The organism is Pyxidicoccus trucidator (assembly GCF_010894435.1).
GTDB lineage: Bacteria > Myxococcota > Myxococcia > Myxococcales > Myxococcaceae > Myxococcus > Myxococcus trucidator.
Map to the genome: position 1 here is coordinate 408,723 of NZ_JAAIXZ010000008.1, position 25,693 is coordinate 434,415.

The following is a 25,693-nucleotide window of genomic DNA, read 5'->3' on the forward strand; positions in this document are numbered from 1 at the left end:
AGTCCGGTTTAGTCCTTCGTCATGATCTTCCCAGTACTTGTCGCGGGCCTCTTCAGTGGGGCCATTCCGCAGGTGGGGGACACGGCGCCGGACTTCACAGTGAAGGACACGGCCGGCAACGTGTACACCCTGTCGGAGATGGTGAAGCAGGGGCCCGTCATCGTGGCCTTCTTCCCCAAAGCCTTCACAGGGGGTTGAACCCGCGAGCTCTCGGCGTACCGGGACAGGTACTCGGACATCGAGAAGCTCCACGGCCAGGTCCTGGCCGTCAGTACGGATGACTCAGAGACGCTCGCGCGCTTCAAGGCGGAGCTGAAAGCCCCGTTCCCCTTCATTCCCGACCCGGAGGGCAAGGTCGTCTCGGCATTTGACGTGAAGATGCCGCTGCTCTCGATATCCAAGCGGTACACGTTCGTCATTGGCGAGGGACGGAAGATTCTGAAGGTGGAGACCGGCAGTGACGCCATCGACCCGAATGGGGCGATTGTGTCGTGTCCCATCCGCAAGCCCGGCGCGAAGCCGGCGGGCGCGGACGCGGGGACGCCGGACGGAGGGGCGAAGTAGGCCCCGCGCGCCTCACGTCTCCCGTGAGGCGCGCCACCCGCTCAACACCCAGAGCTGCACGGCCACCATCGCCGCGGTGACGAGGAACATCACCCACGTCATCGCGGACGCGTACCCGATGCGCAGGTACTCGAAGCCGTTCTGGTAGATGTAGAGCGGCAGGAAGGTGGTGGCGTAGCGCGGGCCGCCCTGGGTGATGACGAGCGCGGGGACGAACGTCGTCTGCAGGCCCTCCACCACGTCGCGCGCGGCGAGCAGCGCCAGCGTGGGCGCCATCAGCGGCAGCGTCACCTTGCGGAAGACGGTGAGCGCGCTGCCGCCCTCCAGCTCGCACAGCTCGTACAGCTCCTCCGGCAGCTCGCGCCGCGCCGCAAGCAGCACCACGAACACCTCGCCGAGCTGGAACACGGTGAGCGCCACCAGCGCCCCGCGCGCGCCCCACGGCGTGAGCAGCCACCCGCTCTCCGCCACGCCCGTCGCCTTCAGCACCAGCGCCAGCGGGCCGTACAGCGGGTTGAGCAGCCACAGCCACAGCAGCGCGTAGGCGATGTCCGGCACCACCGTGGGAAGGAACACGGCGGCGCGTGCCATGCGCCCGCCCTTGTGCAGCAGCAGCGCCAGCCCCATGGCAACGCCCAGGCGCAGGGGCACCGCCATGGCGGCGAAGAGCAGCGAGTTACCCAGCGCCGTCCAGAAGAGCGGGTCGTCCCACAGCCGGAGGAAGTGCGCCGCGCCCACGAAGCGCGGGGCGCTCAGCGCGTCGTACTCGGTGAAGGCCAGTCCCAGGGCGAGCAGCGCGGGCAGGCCCACCAGCAGCGCCGCCGCCGCGAGGAACGGCGCCGCCAGCCAGAGCATGGCCTCCCGGCCGCGAAGGGAGCCTCCCGTCATGGGGCTCCGTGGACGGGAGGCGCCGAGTCGAGGATGCCCTGCACGGCCTCGTTCAGCTCCTGTCCGAGCGTGTTCACCTCGTCCCGCTGGCGCAGCAGCCGGCGCATGGAGCCACCGGCCTCCTGGGCGGGCCGCACCTCGTTGGAGTCCTCCGCCGCCAGCTTCGTGCCGCCAGGAGGCACCGTGTAGAACCACTCCTCGACGATGGCGTCCGCGCGCGTCTCCACCTCGTTCCACACCGCCACGTTGGGCAGCCGGCGGATGTGGAGGATGGAGTCCAGGAAGACGCGGGCGGAGGCGGGGCGCTGGTTCGGGTCCAGGAACGCGGGGCCCTCGGCCACGGTGCGCAGCGACGGCACGGTGCGCCCGCCGCGCGCCACCAATTCCGCGCCCACGGGGCCCAGCGCGAACTCGACGAAGCGGAAGGCGGCGTCCTTGGCCTGGGACGCCTTGGACATGCAGTAGGCGTCCGAGTGGAGCACGGTGGCCACCTTGTGGTGGCGGGGCAGGGAGGCCACGTCCCAGTCCAGGCCGGGCACGTCGCGCAGCGTGGGCACCAGCCGGCGGCTGTTGAGGTGCATGCCCAGTCGGCCCGCGGCGAAGCGCGCCTCGTGGTTCTCCGACTTCGCCTCCTCCAGCGTGGGCGTCACCTTGAAGACGCGCTGCAGGCGGAGCACGAAGCGCAGCGCCTCCAGTGAGGTGCTGTTGAGCAGCTCCAGGTGGCGCGGGTCGTTGACGTCGTTCACCACGTCGCCGCCGGCCTGCCAGATGAAGGGCGCCAGGCGGGACAGGGTCGGCTCGAAGGCGAGCCCGTGGACGTCCACGCGCCCGTCACCGTCCTCGTCGCGGGTGAGCGCCTGCGCCGTCGCGCGGAAGTCGTCCCACGTCCAGTCCGGCTTCGGCGGAGGCACGCCCAGGCGCTGGAAGAGGCCGCGGTTCCAGTAGACGACGAGGCTGGAGACGTTCTGCGGAATGCACGTCAGCGCGCCATTGAAGCGGAAGGCCTCCACCGCCTGCGGGTAGAGGTCGCGCTCCTTCAGCACGGTGCTCTTCTCCAGGCGGGGCCCCAGCGGCTCCAGCACGCCCTTGGCGGCGAACTGGCCGAAGCGCCGGTAGTTGAGGAGGAAGAGGTCGGGCGGGGTGCCACCGGAGAAGGCGGTGGTGAGCTTCGCCATGTGGTCCTTCTGCTTGCCGATGGGGACCAGGCGCACCTTCACATCGGGGTTCTTCGCCTCGAAGGCGGTGATGAGCTGGCGGTAGCCGCCCACCTCGGCCGGGTCTCCGAAGAGCTGGAGCGTCAGCTCGGTGGGCGCGGGGGGGCCTGCCTTCGGGACCTCGGCGGCCTTCTCCTCGCGCTTGCAGCCCCCCAGCAGGGCCAGCCCCGTCAGGGCCAGCGTCGCGGTCCACCTCATCGCCCGAGCCATCCGCTTCCCCTCTCCTCGCCAAGGAACATGCGCTGCGCGCCCAGGAAGGCGAGGACGGCGGGCAGCGTAACGACGACGGCACCGGCGAGCAGCACGGGCCACTGCGTGGAGCCGAGCAGCTCCAGCGCGTGCAGGGCGAGGGGCGCGGTGAGCGCGTCCTCTCCGCTGAGGTACAGCAACGGGTCGATGAAGTTGCTCCACGACAGCACGAAGGCCATCAGCGCCACGGCGGCGGTGGTGGGGCGCACCAGCGGCAGGGCGATGGAGCGCCACAGCCGCACCGGGCCGGCGCCCTCCAGCCGCGCGGCCTCGAACAGCTCCGGGGGCACGCGCCGGAAGGCCACCATGTAGAGGAGCACGAAGAGGGGGCTGCCGCCCATGAGCGCGGGGGCCACCAGCGGCACGGCCGTCCCGGTGAGGCCCAGCACCTTGAAGACGGCGAAGCGCGTCAGCCAGACGGCGGTGCCGGGCACCATCTCCAGGAGCAGCACCGCGCCGGCCAGCGTCCGCCAGCGCCACCCGGACGCCTGCGCCATGGCCAGCCCCGCCCAGGACGCGGTGAGCACGCTGAGCGGCACCATGAAGACGGCCAGCAGCACGGAGTTGAGGAGCGCGCGGCCGAAGGGCACCAGCTGGAAGGTGGCGGCGTACGCGGCCAGGCTCGCGCCCTGGGGCAGCAGCTCCACCCCGCGAGGCGGCGGCAGCCCCGGAGGGCGCAGCGAGCCGGTGAACATCACCACCAGCGGCGCGAGGAACAACGCCACCAGCACCCCGACGAGGAGTGCCCGGGACGAGGCGCGGAGGAGTCGGACGGGAGGCGGCATCGCGGGGAGGCCCCATTCGCGCCCACCGGGTGGCGCGCCGTCAAGCCGTGAATCGGGCCAAGGCTCCGTGCCGCGCAGGTGCAGGCAGGCAGGCGGAGCGCGAGGGGCGGCTCCGGCCCCGTGTCAGGGACCGCCCGTGTTCATCGCCTGGCCGGGCACGCCACCGGGCGCCGCGCGAGGGACGGGCGCCCGTGGCGTCATCACCTTGCGGAACCAGGTGAAGGTCTCCACCAGCCCCTCCTCCAGGGACACTCTCGGCTCCCAGCCCAGCAGCGTCTTCGCGCGGGTGATGTCCGGCTTGCGCTGCTGGGGGTCATCCCGGGGCAGGGGCTTGAAGACGATGCGCCCGTCGCCACCGTGCACATTCCGCACGGCCTCGGCGAGCTCGAGAATCGTCAGCTCCCTCGGGTTGCCCAGGTTCACCGGCTCGGCGACGTCGGACAGGGCCAGCCGCACCAGCCCGTCGATGAGGTCCCACGCGTAGCAGAACGAGCGCGTCTGCGTCCCGTCACCGAACACGGTGAAGTCCTCGCCGCGCAGCGCCTGGCTCACGAAGGTGGGCACCACGCGGCCGTCCTCCAGGCGCATCTTCGGGCCGTAGGTGTTGAAGATGCGGGCAATGCGCGTGCGCAGGCCGTGCATGCGCGCATACGCCATGACGAGCGCCTCGCCGTAGCGCTTGGCCTCGTCGTACGCGGAGCGCGGCCCCACGGGATTCACGTTGCCCCAGTAGTCCTCCCGCTGCGGGTGGACCCGCGGGTCGCCGTAGATTTCGGAGGTGGACGCCTGGAGGAACACGGCGCGTTTCTCCCGGGCCAGCCGCAGGCCGTTCTCCGTCCCGACGGAGCCCACCCGCAGCGTTTCAATGGGCAACCGCGCGTAGTCGATGGGCGAGGCCGGCGAGGCCAGGTTGAAGACGCAGTCCACCGGCCCCTCCACGCGCAAGGGCTCGGTGACGTCGTGGAGCACCACCCGCAGCTTCCCCAGCGGAGCCACGTCCGCGAGGTTGCGCTCGTTGCCGGTGAGGAGGTTGTCGAGGCTGATGACCTCGTCCGCTCCGTCCCGCAGGAGTCGCTCACAGAGATGGGAGCCGAGAAACCCCGAGCCCCCGAGGACGACTGCTCGCCTGCCCTTGAAGTCATTCATGCGCGCGAAGGTTCCGCCCGGGAGCAGGGGCGGCTAGCCGTTCCGCGGGGCAGGGTGGCGGGGACGGTCGGCTCCTGGACGCACGGGCCACGGCCGCATCCGTTCTCCGGCACTCCGCGCGTTCAGCACCACACGGCGCCGGAGCGCGGCTATCGCCCCCGAGTGGGGGCAGGTGGGCGCCGGCTGTCGAAGACCTGGGCTGGCGAGTCGTCCACGCGTGTGTCCTCGAAGGCGCCGCCGGTGTACTCGGCGATGACGCTTCGCCAGAAGGCGATGGCGGAGCGGTTCTCGGGGAGCTGGGAGATTTCCCACACGCCACGGTAGCGGTCGAAGATGGCGCGGGCGGCGAGCCGGCCCAGGCCCCTGCGCCGCTCGCCGCGGAGGATGAAGAACTCGCTCATCCGGAAGTCGCGCCCTGGCGTCATGTACGGGAAGGGCGCCTGTCCCACGAAGGCGAAGCCGACGATGCGGCCCTCGAAGCGCAGCAGGAGGGGATGCACCTCCGGCGCGCCGGCGAGCCAGGTCGGCAGGAAGTCCGGCCGCCAGTGCCCCTCTTCGTCGAGCCGGTACTCGACGCCGAACTCGCTCAGGTCATGCAGGTAGAGCGGGTAGAGGTTGCGCAACAGCGGGTGCTCAGCAGGGGTCGCGCGGAGAATGTCCATGGAGAGCCTCCCGGGTGCCCAGCATGACCGGGCGGCCTCTTCCCGGCCAGGACACTCTGGAGTGAGTGTTGGGGAAGGGTACACATGGGAGAGCGTTGGAGGGGATTGATGCTCGTCTCCGGCGTGCTCTGCCCTGGAGCCATTGGTGCTCAAACACATCTTCGACGCGCTCGGCGCAGGGCAGGCGTGGCGCTGGCGCTCGGTGGTGCTGGGCGCGGGCCCCATGGCCCGCCCCTTCCAGCCCCGACGCCACACCCGCTTGAAGGGGAGGGGCCGCCCTTCACGGTGCGGCGACCGCGCCGGCCGCCCTCCTGAGGAGGCCACAGCTGGCGCGTCTTCTTCCGACAGGGCCTACGGCGCCGGGAAGAGCTGGCTCTGCGGGATGGCGACCCTCGCTCCACCCGGCGGCGTCCACAGCAGCTTCGCCTGGGACTGCCCGCCCGCGTCGTAGAACTCCATCCTCACGTCGTAGCGCTGGCCCGCGTTGAGCGTGACACTCACGCAGTCCTCGATGGGGGAGCGGTAGAACCACCGGTCGATGACGAGCGAGCCATTCACCCACAGGCGCACGCCATCATCCGCCACGGTGCAGAACGTGTACGCCCCGCCGCTGCCCGTCGTCAGCACCTGTCCCGTCCACCGCGCGGAGAACACGTCCCCCAGGGACGCATCTGGCGAGCCGCCACCCCAGTCGAAGTTCACCGTGGCATCCGTGCGCGTCACCCTCAGGTTCGCAGGGTCCAGGGACTGGTCCGCGTAGTACTGGCCCTTCAATCCCGACCCCACGGTGCTGGTGGCAGGGAAGAGCTGGCTCTGCGGGATGGCGACCCTCGCTCCACCCGGCGGCGTCCACAGCAGCTTCGCCTGGGACTGCCCGCCCGCGTCGTAGAACTCCATCCTCACGTCGTAGCGCTGGCCCGCGTTGAGCGTGACACTCACGCAGTCCTCGATGGGGGAGCGATAGAACCACCGGTCGATGACGAGCGAGCCATTCACCCACAGGCGCACGCCGTCATCCGCCACGGTGCAGAACGTGTACGCCCCGCCGCTGCTCGTCGTCAGCACCTGTCCCGTCCACCGCGCGGAGAACACATCCCCCAGGGACGCATCTGGCGAGCCGCCACCCCAGTCGAAGTTCACCGTGGCATCCGTGCGCGTCACCCTCAGGTTCTGCGTGGAGAGATATGTGTCGGCGAAGTACTCGCCCCTCAGTCCGGTGCCACTCCCGCCGGCGCCCACGGCACGCGCGGCATTGATGCGCCCGCAGCTCCAGTCCGTGCCGGTGGTCGCCGTGCGGTCCGCGGTGGCACAGATGCGGTCCCGGGTCTGCTGGTTGGTGAGCCCCTGTGCGGCGAGCAGCCCCGCCAGGCCCGCCACGTTGGGCGCCGCGATGGAAGACCAGCTCTGGTTCGCATAGCCGCTGCCAACGTCCGTGGTGCGCAGGTAGTCCCCGGGGGCCGCCACATGCACCCAGGTGCCGTAGGTGACGCCGCCGCCATTCCAGGTGTAGCGGCTGTCGTCGCCCTTGCTGGCTGTCACCGCGAAGCAGTTGGCGGACGCGGCCGGGTACAGCTTCGTCGGGCTGTTGCCGTTGCCAGCCGCGCACGCCATGAAGGCGCCCCTACCCCACGCGTAGTTGATGGCGTTCTCGATGGCGAAGGAGTTGCCCGGGCCGGCGAAGCTCAGGTTCATCACCCTGGCGCCCTGGTTGGCCGCCCAGACGATGCCGTCGCTGATGCTGGTGGCGGTGGCTCCATTGGGTCCAAAGACACGCACCGGGAGGATGAGGCACTGCGGGCACATGCCCGCCACACCCGTGCCGTTGTTCGTCACCGCCGCGGCCACGCCCGCCACGCGCGTGCCGTGGTCCTCGCTCGCGCTGTCGTTGCTCGGCGGCGTGCCCGGCGCGATGAAGTCGTAGCCGGCCAGCATCTTCGCCGCGAGGTCCGGGTGGTTGAGCTGGATGCCGGTGTCCACGATGGCGATGATGACGCTGGAGCTTCCCTGCGTGATGTCCCAGGCGCCGTAGGCCTGCACCGTCGCCAGGTTCCACTGGTAGTCGGCGCTGCCCTGCGTGGCCGGATTGGCGTACGGGTCATTCGGCGTATAGGCGAGCTGATAGAGGTAGTTCGGCTCCACCGCCTCCACCGCCGGATGGTGCCTCAGTGCATTTAGCAGCGCCTCCGCCGCGCGCGGGGACGCCGCCCTCAGTGCGGGGAACTCGGCGGCGTCGATGTCCAACGCCTCGCTGCGGTGGAAGAATGCACCGCCATGCTCCCGGAGCAGCGCCGCCTTGTCGGCGGCACGCAGGCCCGCCCGGAACTTGAGGAGGAACTGCCCCGGCACCGCGGGGGCCTCCGCTCCCACCGTCTCCAGTGCGCTGGCCAGCGCGGGCCCGGCCACGAGCGCCGCAAGACAGACACCGACGGACAGACAGCGGGTCCACCACCTCGCAACGGCTATTGCCAAGACAGACCTCCTCGGGAGAACGACCCCGGGAGCGTAGGCACGAAATCCATGGTGATGTCGAATGGCTGGAAATTACATGCTTTCACGTATCCCGTCCTGGCGCTTGGGAGGGGCAGGGCCCGCACCAGGAAGTCGCGTGCCGCCCCGCTTCCAGAGGTCTGGGTCGCCCACTTCTACTGATGCATCACGGTGGCATCCCGGGTCATCCGCGCCCCGTCGAATCCGCCAGGGAGTTCACGCTAAAGGTGCGGCATCTCCGCGTCTTTTCGTTGAGGGGGAGCCTCCATGTCTCGATTCCTTCGCCTCGCCCCGGGCTGTCTCCGGGTGTGTGCCCTGCTGCTGACGCTGCTGTGCGCGCGAGCCCACGCGCAGGCCCAGCCGGGCGCCGTCACCGTTGTCGGCACCTTCCAGTCCGAGCTCGGCTGTCCGGGTGACTGGGATGCCGCCTGCGCCAACACGCACCTGGAGCGGGACCCGGTGGATGGCGTCTGGCGCAGGCTCTTCACCGTCCCGGGCGGGCCCCAGGAGTTCAAGGTCACCCTCAACGACTCCTGGGAGGAGAACTACGGAGCCAACGCACAGCGCGATGGCGCCAACCTCGCCTTCAGCCACACGGAGGCAGAGCTTGCCGTGAAGTTCTTCTACGACCCTGTCTCGCACTGGGTTACCAACTCGTCGCTCACGCCCATCGCCGTGCTCGCGGGCTCGCTGCAGACCGAGCTGGGCTGTCCCTCGGACTGGGCTCCGGCGTGCATGCTCACGTGGCTCAAGGACATTGACGGGGACGGCGTGCAGGAGCTCATCATCCCCTCGCTCCCCGCGGGCACCTATGAGCTGAAGGTCGCCCACCACGAGAGCTGGGCCGAGAACTACGGCGCGGACGGTGTGTTCGACGGAGCCAACATCTCGTTCACCGTGCCCGCGCCCGGTCAGCCCATCCGCTTCCGCTACGAGACCTGGAGCCACCGGCTCGCCATCCAGGTCGCCGCGCCGACCATCACCACGCTGGGTGTCTCCGCCAATCCCGTGCACGTGGACGAACCCGTGACGCTCACCGCCACCGTGGCGGTGACCGGGAGCACGGCCTTCGCGGCCGGCACGGTGACGTTCAAGGCGGACGGAGCTGAGCTGGGCACCGCCCCCGTCGGCCCGGACGGCACGGCCACGCTGACGTTGGCCACCGGCATCGGCAGGGGAACCGTCTCACTCACCGCCGAGTACGGCGGAACCTACGAGCCGAGTGTCTCGGTGCCGGTGGTCCTCCACGTCCGCTATGGGAGCGTGACCACGCTGACCGTGACTCCGTCGGGCACCAGCCCTCACGGTTATGGGGTCTTCCTCCGTGCCGAGGTGCGCGCGGAGAACGCGAACCGTGACGGGTTCCCGGATGGTGAGGTCACCTGGCTGAACGGCGACACCGTCCTGGGCACCTCGCGGCTTGATGAGCACAGGAACGCCTCGCTGACTACGGGGGCCCTGCCGGTGGGGGAGCTCCGGCTCTCCGCGGTGTTCAGTCCGGAGGCGCCGTTCCGTCCTTCTCGCGACGAAGTCGTACACACAGTCACCCGGGCGCATGTGGATGTCCTCTTCGGAGTGGACGACCACGAGGTGCCCCTGGGGATGCCCATGACCTTCCGCGCCCAGGTTCGTCGCAGTGGCTTTCCTGGGGTGACGGCCACGGGCACGGTGGATTTCGTGGTGGTGTCGGAGGGCCCGCGGCAGGTCCTGGGAACCGCTCCGCTGGACGCACAGGGTGAAACCAGCGTCGTGGTGACGGGGCTGCCCATCGGAACGTATGACGTGAGGGCGGACTACTCGGGCGATGCGTCGTACCTGCCTCAGCAGTCGCTGCCGTCCTGGCAGACCGTCACCGTCGCGGAGTCTCGAATGGTCGTCACGGCGTCCCCGACGACGAGCGTCTACGGCCAGCCGGTGGACATCCGGGTGGAGGTGCGCCCCGTCGCCGCTTCCGTCGAGCAGACGCCCGCGGGGGAATTCCGTCTCGAATTTCGTAACGAAGTGGAGGTCCCGGCGGGCAGTGCCCAGGGGCAGCTCGACGCCGAAGGCCGCGCCAACACCAGCACTCTGCGGCTCCCTCCTGGACGCTTTTGGGTGTCCGGCACCTACGAAGGCGGCCCTGTCTTCGGCCCGAGCACCTCGGCCGAGGTCGCCTTCACGGTGCTGCGCGGCCCGTCGCAGGTGGCGCTGGCCTCCTCGCGGAATCCCTCTGACAGCGGAGAGGCCGTCACCCTCACCGCGCAGGTCTCCGCGGCATCGCCCGCGACGGGAACACCGGAAGGCAGCGTCACGTTCCTGGACGGCACGACTCCACTGTCGACCGTGCCCATCGACTCGCAGGGCGTGGCGACGTACACCACCTCGGCCCTGGCGGCGGGGGAGCGTGGCCTCACCGTGGCGTACTCGGGCAACACGCGCTTCGAGCCGGGCACGTCCGTCACGCTGGCGCAAATCGTGAGGCCCGCCGGGACACCCGACGCGGGCTCGGGTGAGGCAGACGCGGGCTCCGGGAACAGTGACGCGGGCTCCGGAGACACGGATGCCGGCACTTCGACCGGGGACGCGGGGAGCACGCCGGGCGATGCGGGGACGCAGGCGCCAGATGCGGGTGCTGGCAACCCGGATGCCGGCACCACCGCCCCCCTGCCCTCGGAAGGCGATGAGGGCTCGGGATGCGGCTGCGGTGCGGGCAGCGGGGGCTCACCCCTGCTCCTGCTCGGCATGTGGATGGGCCTCACCGCCCTCCAGTCGCGCCGGCGCTCGCGCGGCTCCACGCGGGGCTGATCCGTCCACCGGGCCTGGCATCGCTCCGCTTGCGATGCCTACAAGCTCTTCCCAGGCGCTGCGCCGCTGGAGGGCGCCGCAGGCTCCCTTTTCGGGGGCTTCCGCGGTCGCGGCCCCAGCGCGCGCAGCGGGGTGTCTTGGCCCAGGGTGATGAACGGTGCCCACGAGTGAGGGTGGGGCTTGGTGGCACGCAGCCAGCGCATGGCCTCGCGCAGGGCGGTGGCGCGGCCCTGTCCCGCGAGCAGGTTGCGGTAGTAGGCCTCCATCAGCGTGCTTGTCGTCTCGTCATCCACCTTCCACAGGCTCATCACCACCGTCTCCGCTCCGGCGACCACGAGCGCGCGGCGCAGCCCGTAGACGCCCTGGCCGAGCTTGACGTCGCCTCGGCCGGTGTCGCAGGCGGACAGGACCACCAACTGGGTGCCCCACAGGTTGATGCCGGTCAACTCCAGGGCCGTCACCAGCGCGTTGTCGGGCGGAGGCTGAGGGGCGTTGGCGCTGGAGTCCGTCAGCGCGCTCGCCCCCGCGAAGAGAAGGCCGGAGCGCAGCAGGGGATCCGGAGGACGCGAGGCGAGCGGGTCCTCGCCCAGCGCACCGAAGCTGCCCACGGCTCGGGAGCCCGTGGGCGCGGGGGTGTCCTCCAGGAAGAAGCCATGGGTGGCCAGGTGGAGGATGCCGGGAGTCGACAGGTGCATCAGCCGCTCCTTGGTGGCCTCGGGGCCCAGGAAGAGCTGGGCCTGGGGAAGCAGGCCCTGGATGGCCCGGGCCTCCTGACGGGTGCCCGGCAGTGGGGTGGGGGCCCAGGCGCGTTGCGCCAGACCCGCGCGCAGCGTGGAGAAGAAGTGCTCGACGGAGGAGGAGCGCTCCCTCGGAGCTGAGGCGTCCCCGAGAAGGTTCGCGGACGGCTGGGGCGGGGCGCTGAAGTCCGGGTCGGCGAAGACGACCACCGAAGCAGCGGGGTTCTTTTCCCGGGCGCGAGGCAGCAGGTCCTTGCCGGAGGTGAGGTAGGTGACGTCGAAGGTCTCGACGAGGAAATGGTGGCCATCGTGCAGGGCGGCGAAGGGCACCAGGGCCAGCTGTCCATCCGGCGCGAGGAAGAGGCGGCGAGTCTTCCCCAGCAGCGGAAGCAAGGGTTGGAAGGCGAGCGAGTAGAGCGCCTGCGCTTGGGTCTCGAAGGCCGCGTCCCGGTTGGCCAGGGCGTCTCGCAGTTGCGAGGCGGCGGCGTCGATGGGCTCAGCGGGGCCAAGGTCGAGGGCGCGAAGGGTTGCATCCGGCAGGAGCACCAGCACCAGGTAGCGCAGTTGTCCGTGGCGCTGTGCCGCGGGTGTGCCGGGGCTGGGCGCGAGCGGGCGGTCCACGTAGGTGATGAACTCGACGAGGGCACCGTCCCTGGGCAGGGCCGCGGCGACCCGGTCGACAATCTCTGCGGGAGCCGGCAGCGCGGCCAGTGCGCGCAGGGGCGCGGAGCGTCGGGCCAGGGTGGCTTCGAGCGCATCACTCTGCTCGGCCAGGTCCTTGAGATGCTGTTGGTAGGCGCCCACGGGCCGTGCGCCAGGGCCCTGGAGCGAGAGCTGGGCCAGCTGGGCGCGCAGCCCACGCAGCCGCTCGAAGGGCTCGCGCTCCTTCGCGCCCAGGCTCCGGTAGAGGGTACGGGAGATGGCGGCCGTCTCCTCGACGGAGCGGCCCTTGAGGAGCAGGGCGGCTCCCAGGGCCAGGCGTCTGACGCTCGCGTTATCCGGATGGGCGCGCACCAGGGCATAGAGCCGCTCCTCGTCGGTGCGCAGCAGTTGGAGGAGGCTGGCCAGACGTGCCTCGGAGAGGACGAGCGCCTCCTGGCGCAGGCGCCGCTCGGACACGGCGAAGGCGCGTGTGAACAGCGGCAGGGCCTCGGCGAGGCGATGCTGGGCCAGCCGGAGGAGCGCGAGGTCGTTGAGCGATTGGGCGACGGAGGGATGGTGCTTGCCGCGGGTCGTTTCCCGGATGGCGAGCGCGCGCAGGTGGAGCGGCTCGGCCCGTTCATACATCCCCTGCGCCACGTAGAGGAGGGCGAGCTTGTGGAGCGACTCGGCGACGTCGTAGTGGTTGGGGCCGAGGGCCGCCTCCCGGAGGGCGAGCGCGCGCAGGAGGAGCGGCTCGGCCTCGGCGTACCTCCCCTGGTTCACGTAGAGGATGGCGAGGTTGTTGAGCGAGGTGGCGACGTCGTGGTGCTTGGGGCCAAGGGCCGCTTCCCGAAGGGCGAGCGCGCGCTCGTGGAACGGCTCGGCCCGGTCGTACCTCCCCTGGTCCACGTAGAGGTTGGCGAGGTTGTTGAGCGAATCGGCGACGAGGGGATGGTGCTTGCCGAGGGCCGCTTCCCGAATGGCGAACGCGCGCTCGTAGAGCGGCTCGGCCCGGCCATACATCCCCTGCTCCACGTAGAGCATGGCGAGGTTGTTGAGCGAATCGGCGACGGTGGCATGGCTCTTTCCGAGGGCCGCTTCCCAGATGGCAGTCGCGCGCTCGTAGAGCGGCTCGGCCCGGTCGTACAGCCCCTGCTCCATGTAGAGAAAGGCGAGGTTGTGGAGCGCATCGGCGACATCGGGATGGTGCTTGCCGAGGGCCGCTTCATAGATAGCGAGTGCGCGCTTGTAGAGCGGCTCGGCCCGGCCATACAGCCCCTGCACTTTGTAGACGATGGCGAGGTTGTTGAGGGACTGGGCGATGATGGGGTGGTTCTTGTCGAGCGCCGCCTCCCGAATGGCGAGCGCGCGCAGGTGGAGCCGCTCGGCCTCGGCGTACATCCCCTGCTCCTGGTAGAGGCTGGCGAGGTTGTTGAGCAGGGAGGCGACGAGGATATGGTTCTTGCCGAGGGCTGCTTCCCGAAGGACGAGCGCGCGCTCGTAGATCGGCTGTGCCCGGCCGTACATGCCCTGCTGGTGGTAGAGGATGGCGAGGTTGTTGAGCGAGGTGGTGACGAGGGGATGTTTCTTGCCGAGGGCCGCTTCCCGGATGGCGAGCGCGCGCACGTGGAGCGGCTCGGCCTCGGCGAGCTTCCCCTGGTCTGAATAGAGGTTGGCGAGGCTGTTGAGCGAGGAGGCGACGTCGGGATGCTTCCCGCCGAGGGCCGCTTCCCGGATGGCGAGCCCGCGTCGAAGCAGTGGCTCGGCTCGGTCAAGGTTCCCCTGACGCAGGTAGAGCCGACCGAGCAGGTCCAGACAGTCGGCGACTTCTGGATGGGTGCCCCCGAGCAGCGCCTCCCGCAGCTCGAGCGCACGTTCGACCTGCGCGACGGCCTCGGCGTACTTGCCCGCCTCGTTGAGCGTCGTCGCCTCGGCAAAGGCTTTCTGTGCCTCCTGCAGCCGCGCGTCCGGTGGCGGCTCCCCGGCCGCCGCTCCTGCCGCACAGCACAGGATGACCACCGTCATCCACCTGAGGACCTGCCCCAATGTCTTCCCCCTTTGGCATCAAGAGCCTTCGAGTCTAGCGGGACGCATCGGAGGGATGGCGGCCACCTTGCGCGGCTGCCTGGTCCGCGAGGCAGCGCAGGGCGGCTGACACGACTAGGAAGCCGGCCCGGGCTTCGTCACCATCTCCCGGGGCGGGAAGACGGCCTGTGCGGCACCGGAGACCAGCGGGGAGTCATCCTCCTGGAGCCGCGCCAGGCGGGCCAGTCGCTCCGGCGTCCACCCGCGCCCCGGCGCCGCGTCGTGCACCAGGCACCACACGGCCACGCGCCGCGCCTCCGCGCTCGTGCTGGCGGTGAGCCGTGCCTCCACGGCCTCCAGGTCCGCCACGGGAATCGCCTTCAGCACGCTGTGACACGCCTCCAGCGCGTCCGCATGAAGGTGCCCCGCTTCGCCCATCCGCGCCAGCCGCTCGGCGAACGCCACCGGCGCCAGGGCCGCCTCCGCGCACCGCACTCGCAGCGCCGCCAGTCGCGCGTCCTTCGACAGGACGCTCTCCGCCGCGCTCGCCGCCTGCATGTAGCTGGCGCGGGACTTCACGTTCAGGGCCAGCAACTGGCCCAGCGCCACGCTCAGCGCACGCCGGTCAGCGGCCACCGCCGCCAGCATCCCCTCCAGCCGCTCCAAGTCCCGCTCGTCGGAGCGCTGGAGGATGGCCCTCATGGCCGCGCCGACCTCGTCGTCATACGGCGAGGCCAGCCGCGCGCCGCAGGCGGACAGGATGGTGCGCTCGGAGTCCTTCACGGGGAGGTACGCCGCCCGCTGGAGCAGGTCGATGCGGGCCTCCGGCTCCGGCCGGGCCAGCACGCGCCCGAGCAGCGCGGACAGCTTGCGGTCCGACGCCTCGGTGAGCCGGTCCGCGGGGATGTCGCCCAGGCGCGAGGCCATGACCCAATCGGTGCCGTCCACCGCGCGGGCGAAGACGGCCCACGTCGGCTCGCGGTCCAGGTGGTCCCACAGGGCGCGCAGCATGGCGATGCGCACGTCCCGGTGCAGGGCCAGGCCGTCCAGCTCCAGCAGCCGCTCGTAGGCGGCATCGGCGCGCAGTTCGCCCAGCAGGCGCACCACCTCCTTGGCGACGGTGACCTTCGCCAGGGGCACGCCGGCCAGCAGGGCCAGCACGCGCGAGGGCGGCATGCCGTTGAAGGCCCGGCGCAGGCCGTAGATGGCCATGCGGGCGCGGGCGTCCTCCAGGCAGCGCAGCAGCGTGGGCACGCCCTGGCCCTGGTCACACCGCGCCATCACCCGGAGGGCCTTCTCCTGCACGGCCGGCCGCGAGTCCTCCGCCAGCGCGCACAGCCGGTCCATGGGCGCCCAGTCGATGGCCGCGAGCGTGGTGGTGGCCCACAGCAGCGTCGGCGTGTCCCGCTCGGAGTCGTCGAGCATCCGCCCCACGGCGTGCGAGTAGGTGGCGCTCTGCTCCGGCGTCCACCGGAAGAACCCGCCGTCGAAGGACAGGAGCCAGCCCGTCTTCCCCGTCGCGTAGCGGCCGGTGATGACGGGGGCGCCCAGGAAGGGCGTCAGCAAGTCCTGACGGCGCCGGTGCAGGTAGTGGTTCACCACCGGGAAGCAGATGACGCTGGCATCGGCCTTCAGCAGGGCGGGCAGCAGCCGGTCGAAGGCGCGCCAGTCCTTCTTCCAGAGCACGGAGAGCGCGGAGTGCGACTCCTTGCCCAGCCGCAGCGCCACGCGCTCCAGCCCGGAGACGAGCTCGAAGTGGAGGACCTCACCCTCCTCCTGCGAGGCCGCCAGGGAGACGACTTCCGAGTGCCAGCCCCGGTCGTACCAGCGCCGCACGGTGGCGCCCACCGTGGCCTCGAAGCGCTCGCGGCCGTACTCGGACAGCCACTGGCTGATGCCCAGCGCCAGCCAGGGCCAGGGCGCTTCGTCCCGGAGCTTCACCAGCAGGTCCGTCAGGCCCGTTACCAGGCTCGCGCGCTCGCCCAGGCTCCGCACCAGCTCGAGCAGCGGGCTCCCCCTCTCGCGTTGCGCCCAGGCCTGGGTGATGGCGAGGAGCAGGGGCGCGGCGGCGAGTACCTCGTCGCCCGTGAGGTGCTCACCCAACCGGGGATTGTGGATGACCCCGCGCTCCTTGATGAGCGTGGTCAGCCACGTCGCGCCCCAGGCCGCGTCCACGGCGAACACGCGCAGCAGCAGGGACTCCGCGAGCTGCGCCGTCCCATGGGAGAGGTCCGCCGCGTCGAGCGCGTCGCGCAGCATGCGCCCCACGGCCTCGGTGTGCTCGCGGCGCCACACGCGGCGGGGCCACTTCACGAGCGCGCCCAGCATCGCCGCGCGCACCGGGTCCTGCTCATTCTTTCGTGCCAGCACCAGGGGCAGGGCGCGGTCCACCAGGGCGGTGTCGTCGGGACGCAGGCCGGGGATGGCCAGCAGCGTCGTCAGGGCCGCGCCCCGCATGCCGCCCTCGGGGTGGCCCAGGTAGGACTGGAGGGCGGCCTGCGCCTCGTCCCAGGGCAGCAACTGCGCGTACTCCATGCGCTGCGGGGGGCGGGTGCCCAGGGCCACGACTTCGTTCAGGTGTCGGCGCGCCTCGCGCTCCCGCAGGTCCAGGGGGAGCGCGTGCAGCACGTCCAGCGGGATGACGCCGTCGCTGTCGCGCGCGGCAACGCTCCAGCGCGAGTACACGCGCTCGCGCACCGGGAGGTCGGTGATGGAGCGCAGCAGCACCGCGCCCCAGGCGGGCTCCACGTCCACGGCGATGCACCACGCATCGACGATGGCACGGTGCTCGGGCTCAGAGAGCCGGGTCAGCAGCGTCTTCGCATCCCCCAGCGAGGACGGCGCGTGGCGGACGAGCCACACGAGTGACTGCGTGCCCAGCCGGGGGGCCGCGCGGGCGAACATCTTCCAGAAGGCGGTGGCGTGCTCGTGCCGCTGGAGGAGCGTCAGCGCGGCCTCGGGCCGGTGCATGACCAGCCAGTTCCAGGCGTCCCCGGCCGGCTGGATGTGCCGGGCGAGCAGCAGCTCGAACAGCTCCAGCGCCGCGTCGGGCGCCCGGTCGGCGATGCGGCCCAGGTAGGCGTTGAGGCGCAGGCGCGTCACCGGGTCGGGCTCGCCGGGCACGGCTCTCAGGCGCGCGGCGAGCACCTCGGCGAGGATGTCGGGCGCGAAGCGCGACAGCCGGTTCCAGAAGCGCTCACTGGGCTTCTCCAGCGCGCGGGCGAGGTGCCGGCGGATGGCCCCGGGCGTCCCCAGCGGCACGGCATCCGCGAAGTCGGGCACACCCGCGCGGGCGGCGAGCCAGTCGAGGTACGCGTCGATGACGGCCTGCCGCCCCTGCCGCACCAGCCCCCGCTGGATGGCGCCCTCGCGGCGCATGGCGTAGGCCATCTTCAGGGCCTCCAGCGCCTGGGCGTCGTCACAGGCCAGGGGCACCAGCCGGAAGGCCAGCGCGCGGATGCGGCTGGACGCGTCGGACGTGGCGCGCAGCACATGGGCGCCGTCGCGCTGGGTGAACTGGGCGGCGAGCGCCAGCCGTCGCTCGTACGCATCTCCCTGGGCCAGTCCCTCCAGCGCGGCGTGCGCGCCCGGGTCCGTCGGCGCGCGGCGACCCAGCTCCACCACCTGGCGGACGCGGGCATCGTGATGGGTGGAGGACAGCTCGGCGCGCAGCTCGGAGAGGCGAAGCTCAGGCATGGCGCGAAGGATGCCCGGGTCGGCGGTTTCCTGACAAACCGGCCCCGTCCGTGAGGGCGGGTCCCCCACGGACGCGCGGCGGCTCAGTGCGCCGCTTCCGAGGGGCTGAAGGGGGCGTCCCCGTGCGAGTGGGCCTTCGCGTGCTGGGCGACGAGGAACCGCCGCACGGCGCCGCGGGTGAGCAGCCCGCAGGTGGGATTGCCCGGCGGGGTGCTGACGGGCAGTGCGTCCACGTCCTCCTGGTCCATGACGCGCAGGGCGTGGGCCAGGTCCGCATCGGGGGACAACAGGGGCAGCTTGTGGGCCAGGTCGCTGGCCACCAGCAGCGGGTAGACGGACTCGTCGCGCCACACCGCGCGCAGTTGCTCCACCTGAACGATGCCGTAGACGTGGCCGGCGGTGTCCAGCACGGGCAGGCTGCCCGCCTCGGAGGTGAGCAGCAGGTCCGTCAGCGCACGCAGCGGCGTCCCGGCGGGCACGGGGAGCACGTGTGCCATCACCGCGCGCACGGGCGTGCCCTCCATCAGGTCCAGGTCGCTCTGCACCTTCGGCGACTTGCGCTCGGTGAGGTAGTGGCAGAGGGCGGAGGCGATGGTGCACGTCACCATCAGCGGGAGGATGATGTCGTGGTTCCCACTCAGCTCGTAGAGCATCATCATCCCGGTGAGCGGGCCGCGGTTGAGCGCCGCCACGGCGCCGCCCATGCCCACCAGGGCGTAGGCGCCGCTGGGGCCGGTGCTGGCCGGGAAGAAGTAGTGCACCAGCGTGCCGAAGGCGCCGCCCGCCATGGCGCCGATGACGGCCGCGGGGAAGAAGGTGCCGCCCGAGCCGCCCGAGCCGATGGTGAGCGCGGTGGCCACCAGCTTCAGCACGCACGCGGTGACGAGGAAGAGGAAGGGCAGCCGGCCCATGGCCGCCAGGTTGATGTAGTCGTGCCCGCTGCCCCACACCGTGGGGCTGAGGAAGGCCAGCAGGCCCGTGCACAGCCCGCCCAGGCCCGCGCGCATCGCCAGCGGTCGCCGGGCCAGCCAGGGCGACAGCCGCCCTCCGCCGCGCCCGTGGAAGTAGTGCTCCACCCCGTGCAGCAGCCGCACGAAGGCGAAGGCCAGCAGCCCGCAGCCGATGCCCAGCCCCGCGTACGCCACCACCTCGCCGCCGCTGACCAGCTCGTACGGGACGCGGCGCAGCATGGGAGACTCGCCCAGCACGCCCTGGCTCACCAGGGTGCCGGCCACGCTGGCCAGGATGATGGGCGAGAAGACGCGCAGCTCGAACTCGCGGAGGATGATTTCCATCGCGAACACCGCGCCGGCGATGGGGGCGTTGAAGGACGCGGAGATGCCCGCGCCCGCGCCGCAGGCCAGGAGGATGGACAGCTCCCTGCGGCTGAAGCCCAGCACGCGGCCCACGCTGGAGGCGAACGCCGCGCCGCCATAGACGATGGGGCCCTCTCGCCCCGCCGAGCCGCCGCTGCCAATCGTTATCGCGGAGGCCAGCAGCTTCAGCACCCCGCGGTCCGCCGGCAGCACGTTGGCGCCGCTCTTCACCGCGCGGACCACCTCCGGCACGCCGTGGCCATGCGTCTCCGGCTTGTCGCGCAGCAGCCGGCCCACCGCCATGCCGCCCAGCGTGGGCGCCAGCAGCATCAACCACCAGGGCAGGTGCGGCAGCGTCTCCGGCAGGCTGTGCGAGTGGCCGAACACGCTGTTGAGCGCGGCCAGCGCCACCAGCGGGTAGTAGAGCGCCAGCGCGCCCAGCGCCAGCAGCGCCAGCAGCTTGAGGCGGCGCTTCACCTCGTCGCGCGGGCCGCCCGGCTGGATGACCCGGGCCAGCACCAGCGCGCCCAGCGCCAGCGGCGTGCCGATGATGGCGTACTCCGGATGCCAGCCCGCCGTGGAGAACGCCTCCATGAGCGACTTGAGCTGGCCCCGGCGCAGCGTGTGCGTCAGCTCGGCGGCGCCGAAGGTGAGCCCGGTGAACAAGCCGATGAGGTTGGCGAAGATGCCGGCCGCCAGCCCGCTGTAGAGCCCCACCACCGCGCCCGCCACCGGCAGCACCGAGGGGCCTGGCAGCCGCAGCCGGTTGGAGGCCTGGAGCAGGTCGTGGAGCAGGCTGCTCAGCCTCGCACGCAGGCGGAGCCACAGCGCGCGCCGTCGCGCCGCGTCGGGTATGGGTCCCTCACCTTTCATTGGGGCTCCCACTAAACAGGTGTGAAGGTGGGCTTCAAGTGCCGTGAGCGGGTTGTCCGGCCGTCGGCACTCCGTCCCGGGCGCTCGGCGCGCGCCCGTCAGGGGAGCGGGCGGCCGTGCTACCTACGGAGGGCCGGAGGTGTAGGGACATCTGTGTGGCGGGACTCCGGCATCGCCACGCGAGAGGGGCTTCGCATGCTCGCGCCAGGAGACGTGGCACCGGACTTCACCGTCCGGGACCACACCGGCCGGACGCACCGGCTGGCCGACTACCACGGGAAGAACGTGGTGCTGTGGTTCTACCCGAAGGCGGACACCCCGGGCTGCACGGCCGAGGGTTGTGGGTTCCGCGACCAGAAGAGTGAGTACGAGCAGAAGAACGCGGTGATTCTGGGAGTCAGCTTCGACACGTTGGAGGAGAACAAGGCGTTCGCCGAGAAGTTCGGGTTCAACTTCCCGCTGCTGAGTGACACGGACCGGGCGCTGGGGCTCGCCTATGGCGCCTGCGACGACGTGAAGTCGCCGAACGCGCGCCGGGTGGGCGTCATCATCGGTCCCGACGGGAAGGTGAAGGCGTGGTACCCGAAGGTGGACGCACGCGCCTTCCCCCAGGAGGCGCTGAAGCAGCTGTGAAGCCGTGAATGCCGTACCCGTGACACCGGGGCGCGTCCGGCTTCAACTCCGGGCGCGCCCGGGTCTCCTCACGACTTCGGGGCCAGCGCCACCGCCGCCGCGCCACGCACCGGCCCTCGGGTCTCCTGGAGCACGGCGACAGCGCGCAGCGACGGCCGCTTCCAGCCCGCCGCGAGCGGCACGCGCGCCTCCGCCACGTAGCCGCCCTCCGGGGCCGCCCTGGGCGCGGGCAGCGTCACCTGGGCGCGTACCACCGCCGCGTGCTCCAGCGTACGGCCGGAGTTCTCCCCTCGCGTCACCCGGGAGGACAGCCCCTCCTCCGTGAGCGCGGCCCACAGCTCGGTGCCCGCCGGGGGCGCGGCGTCGAGCCGCACGGTGAGCACCGCGGCGTCCCCCTCCACGCGGGCACTGACGCGCAGGGGCACCTTCGCCCGCTTCGCCGAGGAGGCCGCCTGCTCTCGCGCCTTTGCCTCGTCCCCCACGAAGCTCCGCTCCCCATCCACCACCATCTGCGGCGTGTAGACGCGGTTGTCGTCCCCATGGAGCGCGTAGCGCCGCTGCCGCGCGCTGAAGGCCGGCGAGGCGTACGCGTCCTTCCACCCCAGGTCGTCCCAGTAGTCCACGTGGAAGCCCAGGGGGATGAGCTCCACGCCCTCCAGCGGCTGGGCGCGGGCGAGCCGCGACAGGGCGGCGTCGGCGGGCGGGCAGCTCGAGCAGCCCTCGGAGGTGTACAGCTCCACCACGACGGGCGTGCGCGCGGCGGGTGTGGCGGTGAGCAGCAGCAGCGGCAGGGCGAGGAGCGCGGAGGTCATGTCCCGTCTACGCCCCCTCTCGGTCCGGGGTTACACCGCGCGGCCGTCCCCGCCCGCCTGGCCGCTGGCCCTTCAGGGGGCGTAGCTGCGGGTGGGCAGGCGCGAGCGCACCAGCACCGCCACCCCCGCCAGCACCAGCCACGGGAGGACGTGGGCGGACAGCAGGTGGCTCACCGTCCCGTCCGGGCAGTGCAGGTGGAGGATGAGCAGGCTCACCCCCGCGGCGGACAGGCCCGCGGCCAGCGCGCGCACGGGCTGGAAGGCGGAGCGGCACAGCAGCACCAGGGCGGCGGCCAGCGGCAGCACGGACAGCACCACCTCCGAGCCCATGCACCCCATCATCCCGCGCATGGGCGGCCGTATCTGGAGCCCCGAGCCGCCCAGCACCTGCGCCGCGGCGATGCCCACCGCCGCCAGGGCCACCAGTCCCCACGGCAGCCGCCGCCGCGTCGGAGCCAGCGCCGCGAAGGCGCCTCCGCCCACCAGCACCAGCGTGAGCAGTGCCACGCCGGCCACCACCATGGGCGAGGCGAGGTTGCCCACCAGCCGCCCGTCCCGGCCGAACCAGGCCAGCCCCGCGACCAGCACCACGGTGTAGACGGCCAGCAGCACCAGCAGCTCGCGCCACCACGGCGTCGGCTTCGGGTGCGCGGTCAGCTCCTTCAGGGCCTGCTCGCGCGCGGCATCCAGCCTGGGAGCCGGCACCGCACCCCCCAGCACGTCAAAGCCACCGACGAGGCTCTGGCAGTCCTCACACGAGGCCACATGCGAGGCCAGCTCCGCGGGCAGCGGTCCCCCCAGTGAGTCCATCACCCGAGAGCACTCCGGCTTCATTCCTGGGTCTCCTGATGCAGGGCGGTGAGCAGCTCACGCAGGCGCGCGTAGCCACGGTGGGCCCGGACCTTCACCGCGCTCTCGGTGAGGCCCATGGCGTCGGCGACTTCCGCGAAGCTCATTCCCTCGAAGCGGTGCAGGAGGATGGGGATGCGCTGCCCTTCCGGGAGCTGGGCCAGGGCGCGCTGCACGGCCAGCTCCAGCCCGCTGTCCCGGGGGGCCGGGGTGTCCGCGGGGACGCTCACGGGCAGCTCGCCCTCGGGCGTCAGCTCCTCGGGACGCCGGCCCCGGCGCTGGGAGTCCCGCGCCGCGTTGGTGGCGATGGCGTAGAGCCACGGCTTGAAGCGCGAGCCGGCCTGGAAGCGGCCCCGGGCGCGCACCAGCGACAGGAAGGTGAGCTGGACCAGGTCCTCGGCCGTGGCGGGGCTGCCCGTCAGCCGGGTGAGGTAGCCGTGCACGGGGCGGGCGTAGCGCTGGAAGAGCGCGTCGAACGCCGTGGAATCCCCCTCGCAGAACCGCGCCATCAGCACCTCGTCGGACCGGGCCCCGACAGAGTCTCGGGCCGGGTCTTCTCCGGTACGCAGGGGCGAGGCTCCGGGTTTCAGCGAGGAGGGCGGCAGGGGCACGCGCGGAGGACTGTACCCCGGCCGGACCTTGGCCGGGGTATTCCGGTTTGACCCCGGGTTACTGACGCTTGAGCAGGCCCTGGGGAGACGGCGCGGAGCCAGGCAGGTGGTCCGCAGCGGCGGCCAGCGCCTCGCGCACCTTGTCGCCCGCGACCTTCGCCGCGTCCCCTGCTGCCTTGGCGGCGTCCCCCGCGGCCGTCCGCGCCGCGACCAGCTGGGCCCGCGCGCCCCGGGCGCCCCAAAAGCGGGCGGGGGCGGCCAGCTCGGCGCGCTCCTCCGCCGTGTACTTCCGGAAGGCGTACTTCGTGGACTCCGAGGGCAGCCGCAGCCCCTCCACCACGCCCACCCAGGAGAGCGCCTTCAGCGAGTAGTAGCTGAGGTCCACCTCCCACCAGAACCAGCCCTGGTTGGCGGTGTTCTGGTGGTAGTGGTGGTTGTTGTGCCAGCCCTCGCCCAGGGTGATGAGCGCCAGCAGCCAGTTGTTCCGGCTGGTGTCCGTCGTCTTGTAGCGGCGCTTGCCGAAGATGTGGCTGAGCGAGTTGATGGTGAAGGTGCCGTGCCACAGCAGCGTGGTGCTGACGAAGAAGCCCCACACCAGCATGGAGAACCCGCCGATGAAGTAGAGCGCCACCGCCAGCAGCACCGGCGGCACCAGGTGCAGGCGGTTGAGCCACACCAGCTCCGGGTAGCGCGCGAAGTCCTTGATGGCCTCCATGCGCGTCTCCCCGTACTTGTCACAGAGAATCCAGCTCACGTGGCTCCACCAGAAGCCGCGCTGAATCGGCGAGTGGATGTCCTCCGGCTCGTCCGAGTAGCGGTGGTGGTGCCGGTGGTTCGCCGCCCACCACAGCACGCCCTTCTGCGTGGACGTGCTGCCCACCAGCGCCAGGATGAACTGGAACACGCGCCCCGTCTTGAAGGCCCGGTGCGAGAAGTACCGGTGGTACCCCGCGGTGATGCCCCACATCCGGATGATGTACAGCCCCACACACACCGCCACGTCCACCGGCTTCGCGCCCACCCAGAAGACGGCCAGGCACATCAGGTGGACGACGAAGAAGGGGATGGAGGACAGCTTGTTGAGACGCTCGTTGTCCGCGGGCAGGGCAGGGGAGGAAGTCTGCAAGGGAGCCTCGTGAGAGCGGGACTGGGACGGCGCGCAACGTGCGCAGTCCCTCCCCGCATCAACACCCCCTCCTGTCATGCCTCTGTCAGGACACGGCGGAATGCCTCAGCTCTGTCAGCCAGGCCTCGAAGTCCGCGTTCCCATGCAGGGGCGCCAGGTCCGCGTCCGAGGCGGCATAGGCCCCGTCGCTGAACCCCAGCTCCGTGGCGCGGCGCAGCATCCGCATCGCGTCGGGCGCGTTGCGCGCGCGGGCGAAAGCACACGCCGCGTCATAGGCGATGGTGGGGCTGGGCGTGTGGCGGAGCGCCGCCTCGCCCACCGCGGCGGCCTCGGAGTAGGCGCCGCGGATGAAGAGGACGCGCTCCGCGCAGGTGTAGGCCGCCGCCGGGTCCAGCCCCGGCAGCTTCAGCGCCTCCGGCTCGCGGCCCAGGCGGATGAGGGTGCCGGCGTACTCGTGCAGCACCGTGCGGTCCGACGACACCTGCCAGGCCTGCTTCCACCACTCCACGGCGCGCGCGTCGTCGCCCACCAGCGAGAAGGCCGCCGCCACCGCGTGCGGCTCCACCGGCAGGCCCTGCACCTGGGAGAAGTGGTCCAGCGCGGGCCGCCCCTGACCCTCCTTCAGCGCCACCCACCCGAGCAGGTGGTGCGCATGGCTCGCGAGCGCCTGCGTGAGGCCCTCTTCCGTCTCCAGCACCTGGGCGCTCAGCCGCCGCGCGTCGTCCAGGCGGCCCGCGTCGAGCGCCGCCTTCGCCTCGCGCAGCTTGTCCGCCAGAGGCCCCTGCAGCTTCGTGGCCTCGCGGGCCTTGTCGCCGCCGCGCATGGCCTCCGCCACCACGCGGAAGGCCCGCACGCCGTACATGCCGAAGATGATGGTGAAGAGCATGGAGCCCGTCTTCAGGCCGAACACCACGGCGGCCACGCACACCAGCAGGGCCAGCCCCTGCGCCAGGACGAAGCCGCGTCGCGGGCCGAACATCCGGGTCGCCAGGGTGGCGGTGATGTGCCCTCCATCCAGCGGCAGCACCGGCAGCATGTTGAGCACCGCCCAGAAGAGGTTGGCCACCATGAAGGTGAACAGGAAGAAGTCGAGCGCGGGCGAGCGGCCCTTGAGCAGGAGGTAGCCCACCCCGCTGGCCACCCCCAGCATCAGCCCGAAGAAGGGCCCGGCCGCGGTGATGAGCAGGTTGCGCTTCCACGGCAGGGGACCGGGCTGGTCATTGGGCAGCGTGTGGCCGCCCATCCAGACGAGGGCAATGCTCGGCCGGTAGCCGAACAGCCGGCTGGCCAGGGCATGGCCCAGCTCGTGGATGAGCACGGACACGAAGACGATGAGCATCCACGACAGGATGTAGACGACCATCGCGCTGGCGTGGCCGAGCGCGGGCGCCCCCTCCACCTGACGGAACGGCCAGCCTCCCTGGGCTCCGGCGATGGAGGTCCAGGCAATCATGGCGGACACCAGCAGGTGGCTGGGGTGGACTTCGATGGGAATGCTCCCAAGCCTGAAGCGGAACATGGCGACGGACCTTAACCGTTAGGCCCTGGTCGCGCAGGCTGTTGCGCACGTGTCCTGCAAGCTCCCGGTCAATCC

The 25,693-nt window shown here is 71.4% G+C and carries 17 protein-coding genes; 3 read left to right on the top strand and 14 right to left on the bottom strand.

Features of this window, described 5'->3' with window-relative positions:
• Positions 1–21: 21 nt before the first annotated feature.
• Positions 22–564, top strand: coding sequence for a peroxiredoxin (locus tag G4D85_RS24100; protein ID WP_164015946.1), 543 nt, complete (start codon positions 22–24; stop codon positions 562–564).
• Positions 565–576: 12 nt separating this feature from the next.
• Here the strand turns inward: G4D85_RS24100 and G4D85_RS24105 are convergent, their stop codons facing one another.
• The 6 genes from G4D85_RS24105 to G4D85_RS24130 all read right to left on the bottom strand — a co-directional run bounded on the left by G4D85_RS24105 (position 577) and on the right by G4D85_RS24130 (position 7,977).
• A complete protein-coding gene (locus G4D85_RS24105; RefSeq protein WP_205525673.1) occupies positions 577–1,452 on the bottom strand; it encodes a carbohydrate ABC transporter permease in 876 nt (291 codons plus the stop codon).
• Complete coding sequence (locus tag G4D85_RS24110; RefSeq protein ID WP_205525674.1) at positions 1,449–2,864, bottom strand: ABC transporter substrate-binding protein; 1,416 nt, start codon at positions 2,862–2,864, stop codon at positions 1,449–1,451. The genes G4D85_RS24105 and G4D85_RS24110 overlap by 4 nt, the downstream gene beginning before the upstream one ends.
• On the bottom strand, positions 2,861–3,700 hold the full coding sequence (locus G4D85_RS24115; protein WP_164015950.1) for a carbohydrate ABC transporter permease: 840 nt from the start codon (positions 3,698–3,700) through the stop codon (positions 2,861–2,863). Before G4D85_RS24115 ends, G4D85_RS24110 begins: the two co-directional genes overlap by 4 nt.
• A 123-nt stretch (positions 3,701–3,823) precedes the next feature.
• Positions 3,824–4,846 (bottom strand): UDP-glucuronic acid decarboxylase family protein, encoded by a 1,023-nt coding sequence (locus tag G4D85_RS24120; RefSeq protein ID WP_164015952.1) that lies wholly within the window; start codon positions 4,844–4,846, stop codon positions 3,824–3,826.
• A gap of 149 nt (positions 4,847–4,995) precedes the next feature.
• Complete coding sequence (locus G4D85_RS24125) at positions 4,996–5,508, bottom strand: GNAT family N-acetyltransferase (protein ID WP_164015954.1); 513 nt, start codon at positions 5,506–5,508, stop codon at positions 4,996–4,998.
• Positions 5,509–5,859: 351 nt separating this feature from the next.
• On the bottom strand, positions 5,860–7,977 hold the full coding sequence (locus tag G4D85_RS24130; protein WP_164015956.1) for a PA14 domain-containing protein: 2,118 nt from the start codon (positions 7,975–7,977) through the stop codon (positions 5,860–5,862).
• A 285-nt stretch (positions 7,978–8,262) separates the two neighbouring features.
• On the opposite strand from G4D85_RS24130, the gene G4D85_RS24135 reads away from it, so the two are divergent.
• The gene (locus G4D85_RS24135; RefSeq protein WP_164015958.1) at positions 8,263–10,779 is read left to right on the top strand and encodes an Ig-like domain repeat protein; all 2,517 of its coding nucleotides are present in this window, start codon (positions 8,263–8,265) and stop codon (positions 10,777–10,779) included.
• A gap of 38 nt (positions 10,780–10,817) precedes the next feature.
• Here G4D85_RS24135 and G4D85_RS24140 read toward each other — a convergent pair whose 3' ends face one another.
• The 3 genes from G4D85_RS24140 to G4D85_RS24150 form a co-directional block, all read right to left on the bottom strand.
• On the bottom strand, positions 10,818–14,183 hold the full coding sequence (locus G4D85_RS24140) for a CHAT domain-containing tetratricopeptide repeat protein (RefSeq protein ID WP_164015960.1): 3,366 nt from the start codon (positions 14,181–14,183) through the stop codon (positions 10,818–10,820).
• A gap of 135 nt (positions 14,184–14,318) precedes the next feature.
• Positions 14,319–17,879: a hypothetical protein gene (locus G4D85_RS24145; RefSeq protein ID WP_240359460.1), complete on the bottom strand. Its 3,561-nt coding sequence runs from the start codon at positions 17,877–17,879 to the stop codon at positions 14,319–14,321.
• 83 nt (positions 17,880–17,962) lie between these two features.
• Positions 17,963–20,068 carry a chloride channel protein gene (locus tag G4D85_RS24150; RefSeq protein ID WP_164015962.1) on the bottom strand — a complete coding sequence of 702 codons (2,106 nt, stop codon included), beginning with the start codon at positions 20,066–20,068 and terminating at the stop codon, positions 17,963–17,965.
• Between the two features lie 195 nt (positions 20,069–20,263).
• Here G4D85_RS24150 and G4D85_RS24155 point away from each other — a divergent pair, with 195 nt between their 5' ends.
• Positions 20,264–20,701: a peroxiredoxin gene (locus tag G4D85_RS24155; protein ID WP_164015964.1), complete on the top strand. Its 438-nt coding sequence runs from the start codon at positions 20,264–20,266 to the stop codon at positions 20,699–20,701.
• Positions 20,702–20,769: 68 nt separating this feature from the next.
• Here the strand turns inward: G4D85_RS24155 and G4D85_RS24160 are convergent, their stop codons facing one another.
• From G4D85_RS24160 to G4D85_RS24180, 5 genes are all read right to left on the bottom strand, one after another.
• Entirely contained in the window at positions 20,770–21,513 is a 744-nt protein-coding gene (locus tag G4D85_RS24160) for a DUF1223 domain-containing protein (RefSeq protein ID WP_164015966.1), read from the bottom strand.
• 72 nt (positions 21,514–21,585) lie between these two features.
• On the bottom strand, positions 21,586–22,347 hold the full coding sequence (locus G4D85_RS24165; protein WP_164015968.1) for an NrsF family protein: 762 nt from the start codon (positions 22,345–22,347) through the stop codon (positions 21,586–21,588).
• Positions 22,344–22,871 (bottom strand): RNA polymerase sigma factor, encoded by a 528-nt coding sequence (locus G4D85_RS24170; RefSeq protein ID WP_164016119.1) that lies wholly within the window; start codon positions 22,869–22,871, stop codon positions 22,344–22,346. Before G4D85_RS24170 ends, G4D85_RS24165 begins: the two co-directional genes overlap by 4 nt.
• Before the next feature lie 160 nt (positions 22,872–23,031).
• Positions 23,032–24,099 carry an acyl-CoA desaturase gene (locus G4D85_RS24175; RefSeq protein ID WP_164015970.1) on the bottom strand — a complete coding sequence of 356 codons (1,068 nt, stop codon included), beginning with the start codon at positions 24,097–24,099 and terminating at the stop codon, positions 23,032–23,034.
• Positions 24,100–24,184: 85 nt separating this feature from the next.
• Positions 24,185–25,618 (bottom strand): M50 family metallopeptidase, encoded by a 1,434-nt coding sequence (locus tag G4D85_RS24180; RefSeq protein ID WP_164015972.1) that lies wholly within the window; start codon positions 25,616–25,618, stop codon positions 24,185–24,187.
• Positions 25,619–25,693: the final 75 nt, after the last annotated feature.